The sequence below is a fragment of the Nocardia nova NBRC 15556 genome (assembly GCF_001613005.1).
Lineage (GTDB): Bacteria > Actinomycetota > Actinomycetes > Mycobacteriales > Mycobacteriaceae > Nocardia > Nocardia nova.
This window is the reverse complement of sequence record NZ_BDBN01000027.1, coordinates 106,817-117,140: the sequence shown is the minus strand read 5'-3', so window position 1 is coordinate 117,140 and position 10,324 is coordinate 106,817. Positions and strand designations below refer to the sequence as shown.

Here is a 10,324-nt window from a genome sequence, read left to right as displayed (position 1 = left end):
GGCGGGCTGAGGGGCCGGGCCGGGTGCCTGAGCTGCTCCGGGCGCGCCGGCTGCGGCGACGGTAGTCGCGAGCGCCTTGATATCGATCGCCTGTGCTGTGGACGACTGGCCACCGCCGGCCGTGGCGATGATGGTCGCTGCCGCGGTGGCGGCCAGCGACACGGCACCGGCGGTGCGGACGATCGAGGTCATGGATCTGCGGCGTGTGGATGTTGCGGACATGCGGTCTGATTCCTGTTCTCGACTGTTCGGGCACACAGCGGGCAGCGAGCAGCCGGGCGGGTCCGAATGAACTCGCCTCTGCACGGAGTGCTGTGGGGATGGCCTGACCCGGAACGACCGAACTGTCGCGATGCTGCGGGCGCTGCGCTGTGCCGCGCCTCGACCGGAGTCGGGCGCGCGTCCTACCGCGATCAGTCCGCCGACCGGTTTTTCACGCCGAAGGCGCGGCTAGAATTTGGCGGCGGTTTCAATTGGGAGGTGCGAATTACGATTCGCAAGGCACATTCGGACCAGGTAGCCGAACGTATATCCATACGATAACGCTCCGGCATCACTCCGACAACGACGAGACGTCGGAAGCGGAGCCGCGCGATGGTTGGTTACCACATTTTCAGGCGTCTGACCGGGGGAACTTTCCTAAACTATGTCGCCGCTCACAGTTTGCGGTTTTGTACTCCAGATCACGTTCACATCACGACGGCCGTTACGTGTTCGAGCGTCACGAGGCCGGACGGGGGCGTATTTCGCCGGCCTGGTCGGCCCTGCGGTCGGCCCTTCGCTCGCGCCTCGGCCATGTCTTCGCGGGTTCGTCAGTGGCCGAGGTTGGCTTCGAATTCGGCGACCATCGCCAGGGTTTGCAGGAAGAGATTGCCGAACGGATCGTTCCCGTCGTTGATCCGGCTGCCGAGCCCGAAACGCACCTCGCGTTCACGCAGTCGAACCACCGCTCGAATCGTCAATCATCAAGTGGCGCAACAAAGCTCAACCCGCATCGATCCGGATAGGCGCGGCGGAACAGCCGTTCGATCGAAGTCGCCGCAGCGGTAGTGATCTACTGGATTCATGGTGGCAGGGGAAACTCCGGCGACGCTCACCGAGGCACTGCTGGCGGGCCCACGGGGTCGTCGTCTTCTCCTCGAGTACGCGCGCCTCGCCGACGAGCGTGTGCGCGTCGAACACACGCAGGACTCCTTCTGCTCCGGAGTGTTCTACGCCGCTCACCAACTCGACGCGGGAAGCGGAGTCGCATGCGTCAGCTACGGACCCGGCGCCGACCAGCCCCTTCCGCGCGTTGCCCCCGAACACGTGGCGCGACTGCTGGCGGACGTGCCGCTGCCCGATGTGACGAAAAAGGACCTGCATACCGCGCTCGCGGCGACCACAGATTCCGCCCGGTACTGGCAGGAGCCCGAAGGCGAAGATGTTCTCGCCATGACGGACCCGATGCTTCCAGAACTGCGACGCGTCGCCGAACACCTCAGTGCGTCGGAGCACGCTCGGTGGTGGACCACCGGCGTTGTTCGCGACGAGCAGTGGTCCCTGGGATGGGGCAAGCGACACGACAGCGTTCCTTCGGTCGGGAAAGTGCTCACCACATGGCTGGACCGGGTCGTTGCAGAGGAGAAACGCGCGGCGCGAGAACGCCCCACCGATCCGACAGCCGCCTACTCCGGCGTGTGGTGGTCGTCGCCGCTCGGTGTTCCGTGCTCCACGCGGACACTCGATGACGGTTCGCCCGCGTCCCTGTGGTTCGTCGAAGACTCCGCGGGTGAGTATCGTGCCTGGGCTCGGCGACAGATCATCCCGGCAGACATCGATACGTTCGAAATCGACGGCGCTGCCGCCTGGGCGCATCTGTGTCAGCGGTTCCCGCTCGAGGTCACGGCGCAGAAACGCCACGACTGGTACCGCACCACGGGCCGCGACGGACGGTGGGTTCTGCCCGACTGGCATGCCGTAGCCGAGGAGTACGGGGGAGTGCACCTCACCGTCGCCGGCTATCTCGCGGCTGCGGGCATCGCTATCGATGTCGACGGTGACGCGGCGTCGGTGATCGCGGGATGGGCACCCGACGAAGCGTTCTGGCTCACCGGTGACGTCCGCGCCGACGGTGACATCGTCGAATGGGCGCGCGACGACATCAACGAGACGTGGTCCGGCATCCGAAGCGGGGCTGGTGGCCGCAGTGCGAATTCCGGCCGCAGTTGATGTGCCGCAGAGTTGATCAGGCCGCCCACCATCGAACCAGTAGGTGCCGGATATCGCACTCATCGGTGGGAATCGTTGCCACGATGTCGAGTTCGTTCAACACTCGGTCGAACAGTTCCTCGGCTTGGTCGTTCTCTGCTCGGGCGAGACCGCCGAGCAGAGGCAGAGACTCGCTGTCGATATCGAGAACCAGTGCGACGAGGGCAGCTTCGATGAGCTTTTCCGGTTCCACCGGACGTCCGATGAGCCGCTCCAGCGCCGGCATGCGCAATTGTTCCTTCGGCTCGCCGTGTGGCGAACCGGTCGGGGTCGATGCCGGTTTCGAGATGTCGACCGCGCATGAAGAACGACGCCACAGGACGACAACGCCCAAAGTCATTGCGGATCGTCACCGCGGGACCTGCTCGCAATTCAAATGCGTTCAAAGATCTCCAGTACGTGTCCTTCCAGATCTTCGACGACGGCGACCTTGATCCGATATTCGTCATCAGTCGAGGGGGTTCGGTCACTGTGCCGCCGGCGTCGGCAACTCGCTGCACCACAGCATCGATTCCGCTCACCTCGAAGCCGATGATTGCGGCACCCGGTGCCGGTGCCGGCCGGTTCTTGTAGTGCAGCAGGACCAGTGATCGATCGGTGCCGTCGGCGAAGGTCATGATGATCTCGGCGAGAGGATCGGCGCGATCGTCGAAGTCGTAGCGAGTCTTTTCCGTGCGACCGAAAACTGTCGAATAGAAGGAGAATTGGGCTTCGAGATCATTCACCAAGATCTTCGTGAACGAAAACGACTGCTGCGGTGCGGGGGAACGCTGGGCACCCGGAACCTCTTCCGGGCTTCCCAGTTCGAAATGTATATCGAAGACGCGTTCGGTGATTCGCCATCCTGCTGCCGTTCGGGTCAGCGTATCTCGGTAGACCCCGCACATTCGTACGTCTTGTCGGGGTGTGGGCCTGCTCCCATGTGGAAGACCCTGGCCTTGCAGGTTGTGGATGCGGTATCTCCGTCGATGTCGACGATCATGTTGCCCAACAGATGTTGAGAAGGTCCACAGTGGTCGAGGAACGATCGAATCATCGCGACGGTGGCCACCCGCCCTTCGATCGCCGGCGCGTCGGGACTGCCGTATCGAACGACGACGTCGGGGGCGAACACTTCGTCGAGGCGGCGCCAATCTCGGTCGTCGAGTGCGTAAGCGTATCGATTCACTACATCGGCAATAGCGTCGGATTCAGCTTTCATCGGCCCACGATTCCGGTCGAAAGGCATGAGAAGTGCACGGCGGCATCGTAGGGAGGCCGGCCCGGCGGTCTTCGTGTCTTCTCCCGGTGAGCGAAACGAAGAGACGTCGCTTCGGTTCGCCGCGCCGGCGGCACGGCTTTCCCGATGGATGGAATGGCTCGACGATCTGCGGGCGCCGAGCTCCTAGCGTTGCGTGGTCGCGAGTGACCGAAATCGACATCTCGGAGGTGGCAAGTGTTTTCGGAGCGGGCGTTCTTCTCGTTCATCGAACTGACCGATCCCGACAGGCATCGGGAATACAACGAATGGCATCAGCTGGATCACCGGCCGGAGAATTTGCTGCTACCAGGGGTCGCGTGGGGCGATCGCTGGGCCCGCCGCCGAGACCGCGGCGCAGAGCTCGGGACTGCCGCGGGGGAGCTGGCCGGTACCGACTATATGGCCATGTATTGGTTCCGGCCGCCGTACGAGCAGAGTATCGCCGAATGGACCAAGCTGGGTGAAGACTCCTTCCAGTGGGGGCGGGGCCCGATTCTGCCGGGGATCCGGCGGTCCCTGCTGGCGTTCTTCACTCCGGTGAAAGGCTATGTGGCACCACGGGTTCTGGTGTCGGCCGACGCGCTGCCGTTCCGGCCGAACCGCGGGCTGCACGTCACCCTCACATATCTGGCCGACCCGCACGGTGTGCCCGCGCACGAGCAGTTTCGCTGGCAGGATCGGGTGCGGATCCCCGATCTGCTGGGGTGTCCCGGGGTGGCGGGCGCGTGGTCGTTCGCCCTGCATTCGGTGCAGACGCATCCGACACTGCCGCTCGGGGAGGCACGGCGAGAGTATTCCAGCGGTGCGTTGCGGATTCGCCTGTTGTATCTGGACGGCGATCCCGAGACGGTGTCGAGCGAACTTGCCGAGCATGAGCGGGAATGGGACGCGGCGGACCGTGGTGCCCCCTGTCCAGAGGCCGAGGAGGTGCTGTTCGCCGCGCCGGTGCATTCGATCGTTCCTTGGCAGGACTGGTAGCGGCGATGCGGAGCGCCGAGTTGTCGTCCGGATAGTGGGAAACCATCGAGTCCGGAACTGAGCAACACGCGCTGATACGGACCTTCGTCGTGGTGTTGTCGCATGGCGGTGTGGTGGCGCGAGAGAGCCGGCACGACGAGCTGGACGCGCTCCTCGCACGTGCTAGCGTACGATCGCGCGATTCGGTGAAACCCGTTCGCCGAACCGGTCCGGGAGGTGATGCGGATGCCGTCTGCGAAGCAGCGTGTGACCGCGACCGATGTTGCCCGTTCACTCGGACTGTCGCGCGCGACTGTCGGGTTCGTCCTCAACAGCACTCCCGGGCAGACGATTCCGGAGAAGACCAGGCAGCGCGTGCTGGCCGAAGCCGAGCGGCTCGGATACCGGCCCAACCGAGCGGCGCAGACATTGCGCCGTGGCAGTAGTCGCCTGGTGCTGTTGGTGCTGCCCGACTGGCCGGTCGAAGACAGTATGGCGGACTATGTCGACGAAATGGCTTGTGCGCTGGATCGAGCCGGCTATTCGCTGATCACCTACACCCGCCGGGCGGCGGATCGCTCCCGGCCGCTCTGGGAGTCGGTCACCCCCGACGTGGTGATCGGTCTGGCCGATTTCGATGCGGAAGAACAGGATTCGTTGCGGGCCAGCGGGGTCCGCCGAGTTGTCATCGGAACGGTAGGGCGCTCGGAGGCGGCTGTCGCGGGGGTGGGGCTGCAGGTGGAGCACCTCTATTCCCTGGGGCATCGGCGGCTGGCCTATGCCACCGGCGGTGAAGAGAGACTCGCAGATCTCGTCGCCGCGCGAGTGGCAGCCGCGCAGGGGGCAGCCGAGCGTTTGGGGCTCGAACCGCTCGACGTTCGTGAAGTCGGCGCAGGCGAGGCGTCGGCCGTAACGAGTGTCCTGGCCTGGCGTGACAGCGGTGTCACCGGCGTCGTGGCCTACAACGACACCGTGGCGGCGATCGTTGTCGGTGCTGCAATGCGGGCTGGTATCGGTGTCCCGGCACCCTTGGCGGTGATCGGTCACGACGACACCCGACTGGCGGCTGTGTTCGTACCTTCGCTATCGAGTGTGCGGATGGACGCGGCAGGGGTGGCTCGGTACACCGCCGACCTCGCATTGCACGCCGCCGGTGAACTCGCCGCGGCGCCGGAGCCGGCGTTGCCGACTATGACGATGATCCGTCGCGAGTCCAGTTAGTTACCGCTAATCGCGTTGTGCTGCAGTGTAATCGGCGCAAATCCACATAAAACGTCCCGAACCCGGAGCGTAGCCGGGGTGGACGCGGCCGGCCGCGGCGTCCGTTCGGCGCTTCCGGTGGTGAGTTGTCCGGTTGGTGCCGTGCCGCACGCGCATTTCCCGTAGCCATTGTGCTCGTTGCTACCGACGCTGTAGCCCAGGGACACTAACACGAGATAGTTCACGCATGCTTCGTGAAGATTGTGTTTTACGGGCACACTTCCCCGGCCGTATTCCGCTCGGCGGGAAATGCGATGCGCCGCGGGTACGGGCTCAGCCACTCTTACCGGGTATGCGAACAGAAATTCCTGCAGTCGTTCCCGCGGCCGACGTCGAGGACTGGACCGAGCAAGCGGATGTGATCGTCGTCGGATTGGGCATCGCGGGGGGATGCGCGGCGGCGGAGGCCGCGGCACACGGCGCCAACGTACTGGTGCTCGAGCGGGCTGCGGCCGGCGGTGGTACATCGTCGATGGCCGGCGGCCATTTCTATCTCGGCGGCGGCACCGCGGTGCAGACCGCCACCGGACACACCGACTCCGCGGTGGAAATGGAGAAATACCTCACGGCCGTTTCGCGGGAACCCGATGTGCGCAAGATCCACGATTACTGCGTCGACAGTGTGGCGCATTTCGAGTGGCTGGAAGGTCTGGGCTTTCGCTTCGAGCGGAGCTTCTATCCGGAGAAGGCCGTCATTCAGCCGGGGACCCAAGGCTTGATGTACACCGGCAACGAAAAGGTATGGCCCTTCTGCGAACTGGCTGTCCCCGCGCCGCGCGGCCACAAAGTGCCCGTGGCCGGTGACACGGGTGGAGCGGCGCTCGTGACCGGTCTACTGGTGCAGCGGCTCGAGCAACTCGGTGTCGAGATCCGGTACGAAACCGGAGCACAGCAGCTGATCTGCGATGAGAGTGGAGCCGTGGTCGGAGTGCGCTGGAAACGGTTCGCGGAATCCGGGGCCGTGAAGGCGCGTGCGGTGGTCCTCGCCGCCGGGGGTTTCGTCATGAATCCCGACATGGTGCGGCAATACGTGCCGCAGCTTGCCGAGAAACCGTATCCGCTCGGCTCGTCGTTCGACGACGGCCTCGGTATCCGGATGGGTATGTCGGTTGGGGCTGCCACCGCGCATATGGACCAGTGTTTCGTGACGGCGCCGGTGTACCCGCCTGCCCGGCACCTCACCGGAATCATCGTCAACGCGCAGGGGGAGCGGTTCGTCGCCGAAGACTCCTATCACGCCCGCACCGCCGAATTCGTCTTGGAACAGCCGGATGCGAAGGCATTCCTCATCCTGGACGAATCGCATTTGGCGAAGCGGGATTTCGAACTGGTGCCGTTCATCGACGGGTGGGAGACGGTCGGCGAGATGGAGACCGCGCTCGGCATTCCGCCGGGCAATCTGCAGCGGACGCTGGATGCCTACAACGCGCACGCCGCCGAGCGCTCCGACCCGGAATTCGGCAAGCGACCCGAGTATCTGGAGGCGCAGGACCGCGGTCCCTGGGCGGCATTCAACCTGTCGCTCGGCGTGGCGTCCTATGCCGGATTCACCCTCGGCGGACTACGGACGACCGTCGACGGACAGGTCGAGCGCCCGGACGGGACCACCGTTGCGGGTCTGTACGCAGCCGGCGCCTGTGCCTCCACGCTGGCTCAAGACGGCAAGGGGTACGCCAGCGGTACACAGCTGGGTGCGGGGTCGTATTTCGGCCGCCGGGCCGGTCGGCATGCAGCGTTCTCGGCCGGCGGAGAAGCGGATTCGTCTCACTCGCGGAGCCCGATGACCAGTTGAGGCCGGCCTCCCCGACGGTGCCGGAGGGGATCGGGCCGTGCCGGGGAGTGTGCCGCTCACCGGGAAAGCGGGTTAAAGCCGTGCGAGCCCGGTGGACATGGCCTTGCTTCCGATACGCATGCTGCCCCAACGGAGAGATCCACATCTTCCCCAACTGCGGCACTGGGTGATGTTCAAGCAGCAGGAAGCGTGGGAAGCGGCGGTTCTAGCGTTCCTCCGCCGCTGACAGTGCCGCCGGCGTCGTGTCGGTGATGACCGGCGCCGACATCGCACAGAAACTGTGACACACACGGTCTTTGACGAGCTGCTCGGGGCACTCCGGATCGAACCACCGGTCCACATGTCCCCAGTGCACCGGATGATTCATATAGGGCCCGAGCAGCGTGTCGAGATCGGCGAACTCCTGCTCCCAGACATGGGTCCAGGCCGACGTTCCGGAAGCGTGAGCGACGCGACTGAGCTGCCACGCCCGGATTCCCGGCAGATGTACGGGCATCTGCAGCATCGCGTGTTCGAACCGCCCGAGTTCCGCGGGCGAAGCGGAATCGTCCACGCGTAACAGCAACGTCCGATAGACCGAGGCCGGGCTCGACGAGTTGCGGCGTCCCGCCCGGTCCTGCCCGGGCGATCCACCGCGATATTCGGCGGCATCGACGTGGTGAACGGAGCTGCCGGAGGTCGCCGCGTCGATCGGTGCCCGCCAGCGCGACCATTCCGATTCCGACTCGAATTGCAGGTGGACGAGAAGGTCCCCGCCGTTGCGTGCTCCGGGCAGTGTGGGCGCGACGAGGGTGTACCGAGCGGGAATCGCATCGGCCGCGGAGGTGATGGTGCGTAGTACCGCCGCCCTGTCCGCGGTGTCGTCCAGATGGAGTAGTCGGGTCACCTTATACATGGCACAGCCCTTCTACGGCCTCGGCCGCGGCGGCCATGGACCGGGACCGTTCGACGATCATGGGGGAGACCGACTGCCACCATTGGGCGTACACCGGATCGTGGCGTCCCTTCACTGCCGCGGCCCACCACTGCTGCGGGCCCTCGACGGTCCAGGTCGCGGTGACGACATTGCTCTCCGCATCGATCCAGGCCGGCGGGCTGACCAGGACGCGGTCCAAGGTCAGACCGCGTTCCCGCGCGCCGGGGGCGTATTCGCTCAAATACGCGTCGATGAAAGCGCGCGCGTGGCCGGGTTTGAGCACTATCCGGTCGATGATGTAGATGGTGCTGTCGCTCATGGTGTTCAACGTAAGTGGTGCGCCGCCGAGTGGGTGATCTCGTTCCCGTCAGCCGGGAGCGGCCGGGGGCAATGGGTCCGGAATGCCTTGTAAGCTCGGCGATTATGGGTGCTGACGTCGATTCTTTCCCCAACTTGCCCGCCACCAGCTGGGCAGTATTGGGGATGTTGTCATTCGGTGAGGAATTGACCGGCAACGAATTGAAGAAATGGGCCGACTGGAGTATCGGATTCTTCTATTGGAGTCCGTCGGTAAGCCAGATCTACGGCGAACTGAAGAAGCTCGAGGACCTGTCGCTGGTGCAGTCCCGACTGGTCGCGGACGAGGGCGTGCGCAACCGGCGGCTGTATCGCATCACCGAGGACGGGCTGCGCGCGCTGCGTAACTGGTCGCGCGATGCCGACGTGGACATGCCGGTGCTCAAACATGGTGTGATGCTTCGCCTTTGGATGGGTCATCTGCACGATCCGGAGCAGTTGAAGCGCATCGTCAGGACCCATATCGACAACCTTCGCGAGCGCGCGCGGCGAGCGGGACGGCACGCCGACCGGTCGGATCCGGAGCCGGGATGGTCGTTCACGCAGATGAGTTTGCGATGGTCGCAGCGCTATTTCGAAGCCGAGATCGAGCTGGCCGAGCAGCTGCTCGCGGATATCGATGCCGCGGCCGAGCATTATCGCTCCTCGGTCGTCACCGACGAATTCGGACTTCCGGTGCCGCGTCATCCCGGAAGTTGGCGTGCTGTGGGCGCTGACGATCCGGACGCGGAGACCGGAACCGACCAGTCAGCCTTCGGCGAGAACGGAGGGCGCGGTCGGTAGCGATCGCAAGATGTTCCTGCGCTGCAACGTCGGAGTCGCGAACCGGCCGGCGTTGAGGCTGCGCACGATGGCGGCGGCCGTGAGCTGCACCGGCGTGGTCATGCGGCTGTCGAACGACATCTTGTTGAGCGGACCGCAGATGGACACTGCGGTCCTGGCCTCACCCACCTCCCCGATCGGAGCGGCGATACAGCCGAACCCGGTCGGTGCGCCGTTTCGTTCGACGGCATAACCCAGCTGCCGGACCACCTCGCCGCCCGGTTCGGCGTGGTTGTCGTATGCCAGCAAAGCCTTGCCCAATGCCGTGCGGGCGGCGGGCAGGCGGCCGCCGATGCGCGTCGGAACCTGCGCGGCCAGCCGGCCGCCGATCTTGTCCAGGTACACCACATCGGCGCCGTCGAGCACCGCGAGATGCACCACCATGCCGGTGGCGCGGTACAGGTGATGCAGGTGTTCGCGCGCCGCGGCGTGCACCCGATCTTGGTGGACGGCCAGCGAGCCGAGCTCGACGAGCCTGATCCCCAGGCTGTAGCTGCGGCCCTGGCGCTGCAACCAGCGCAGGCGGACGAGCCGATCGAGCATCCGGTGCGCCGACGAGCGAGGCAGTCCGGTCCGGGACACGATCTCGGTCAGACCGAGACTTTCGTGTCCGTCGAAGGCGTCGAGGACGAGAGTCAACCGGTCGAGGATATTGCTGGGGGTGTTCGCCTCGGCCGCGTGAATCTCCTGCGTAACGGTCATGCTGTGCTCCTCGTTGACCACGGCGACG

General features: G+C 65.2%; 12 protein-coding genes and 2 pseudogenes. 6 read left to right on the top strand and 8 right to left on the bottom strand.

Annotated elements, in window-relative coordinates; all coding sequences use genetic code 11:
• Positions 1–222: pseudogene (locus tag NN2_RS37105) on the bottom strand (hypothetical protein); the annotation flags it as partial.
• A gap of 590 nt (positions 223–812) precedes the next feature.
• The gene (locus NN2_RS36235) at positions 813–947 is read right to left on the bottom strand and encodes a recombinase family protein (protein WP_227462991.1); all 135 of its coding nucleotides are present in this window, start codon (positions 945–947) and stop codon (positions 813–815) included.
• A gap of 118 nt (positions 948–1,065) precedes the next feature.
• Between NN2_RS36235 and NN2_RS12430 the strand changes: the two genes are divergently transcribed.
• Positions 1,066–2,211: a hypothetical protein gene (locus NN2_RS12430; protein ID WP_245658672.1), complete on the top strand. Its 1,146-nt coding sequence runs from the start codon at positions 1,066–1,068 to the stop codon at positions 2,209–2,211.
• Positions 2,212–2,227: 16 nt separating this feature from the next.
• Here NN2_RS12430 and NN2_RS38535 read toward each other — a convergent pair whose 3' ends face one another.
• Complete coding sequence (locus NN2_RS38535; RefSeq protein ID WP_245658670.1) at positions 2,228–2,476, bottom strand: hypothetical protein; 249 nt, start codon at positions 2,474–2,476, stop codon at positions 2,228–2,230.
• A 74-nt stretch (positions 2,477–2,550) separates the two neighbouring features.
• Between NN2_RS38535 and NN2_RS38530 the strand changes: the two genes are divergently transcribed.
• The gene (locus NN2_RS38530) at positions 2,551–2,823 is read left to right on the top strand and encodes a hypothetical protein (protein ID WP_245658669.1); all 273 of its coding nucleotides are present in this window, start codon (positions 2,551–2,553) and stop codon (positions 2,821–2,823) included.
• Here the strand turns inward: NN2_RS38530 and NN2_RS39075 are convergent.
• Positions 2,754–3,137, bottom strand: a pseudogene (locus NN2_RS39075) (VOC family protein); the annotation flags it as partial. The gene NN2_RS38530 and the pseudogene NN2_RS39075 sit on opposite strands and share 70 nt — an antisense overlap.
• On the bottom strand, positions 3,110–3,451 hold the full coding sequence (locus NN2_RS12415; RefSeq protein WP_169812399.1) for a nuclear transport factor 2 family protein: 342 nt from the start codon (positions 3,449–3,451) through the stop codon (positions 3,110–3,112). The gene NN2_RS12415 and the pseudogene NN2_RS39075, both read right to left, overlap by 28 nt.
• A gap of 234 nt (positions 3,452–3,685) precedes the next feature.
• Between NN2_RS12415 and NN2_RS12410 the strand changes: the two genes are divergently transcribed.
• The 3 genes from NN2_RS12410 (at position 3,686) to NN2_RS12400 (ending at position 7,499) form a co-directional block, all read left to right on the top strand.
• Positions 3,686–4,468, top strand: coding sequence for a hypothetical protein (locus NN2_RS12410; RefSeq protein ID WP_063013244.1), 783 nt, complete (start codon positions 3,686–3,688; stop codon positions 4,466–4,468).
• A 225-nt stretch (positions 4,469–4,693) separates the two neighbouring features.
• A complete protein-coding gene (locus NN2_RS12405) occupies positions 4,694–5,668 on the top strand; it encodes a LacI family DNA-binding transcriptional regulator (protein WP_082856943.1) in 975 nt (324 codons plus the stop codon).
• Between the two features lie 331 nt (positions 5,669–5,999).
• The gene (locus NN2_RS12400) at positions 6,000–7,499 is read left to right on the top strand and encodes an FAD-binding protein (protein WP_063013240.1); all 1,500 of its coding nucleotides are present in this window, start codon (positions 6,000–6,002) and stop codon (positions 7,497–7,499) included.
• Between the two features lie 205 nt (positions 7,500–7,704).
• On the opposite strand, the gene NN2_RS12395 is transcribed toward NN2_RS12400, so the two are convergent.
• Positions 7,705–8,394, bottom strand: coding sequence for a Dabb family protein (locus tag NN2_RS12395; protein ID WP_063013238.1), 690 nt, complete (start codon positions 8,392–8,394; stop codon positions 7,705–7,707).
• Entirely contained in the window at positions 8,387–8,734 is a 348-nt protein-coding gene (locus NN2_RS12390; protein WP_063013236.1) for a hypothetical protein, read from the bottom strand. Before NN2_RS12390 ends, NN2_RS12395 begins: the two co-directional genes overlap by 8 nt.
• A gap of 104 nt (positions 8,735–8,838) precedes the next feature.
• Between NN2_RS12390 and NN2_RS12385 the strand changes: the two genes are divergently transcribed.
• Positions 8,839–9,555 (top strand): PadR family transcriptional regulator, encoded by a 717-nt coding sequence (locus NN2_RS12385; protein WP_063013234.1) that lies wholly within the window; start codon positions 8,839–8,841, stop codon positions 9,553–9,555.
• On the opposite strand, the gene NN2_RS12380 is transcribed toward NN2_RS12385, so the two are convergent.
• Complete coding sequence (locus NN2_RS12380; protein ID WP_063013268.1) at positions 9,520–10,296, bottom strand: IclR family transcriptional regulator; 777 nt, start codon at positions 10,294–10,296, stop codon at positions 9,520–9,522. The genes NN2_RS12385 and NN2_RS12380 overlap by 36 nt on opposite strands.
• Between the last annotated feature and the right edge of the window lie 28 nt (positions 10,297–10,324).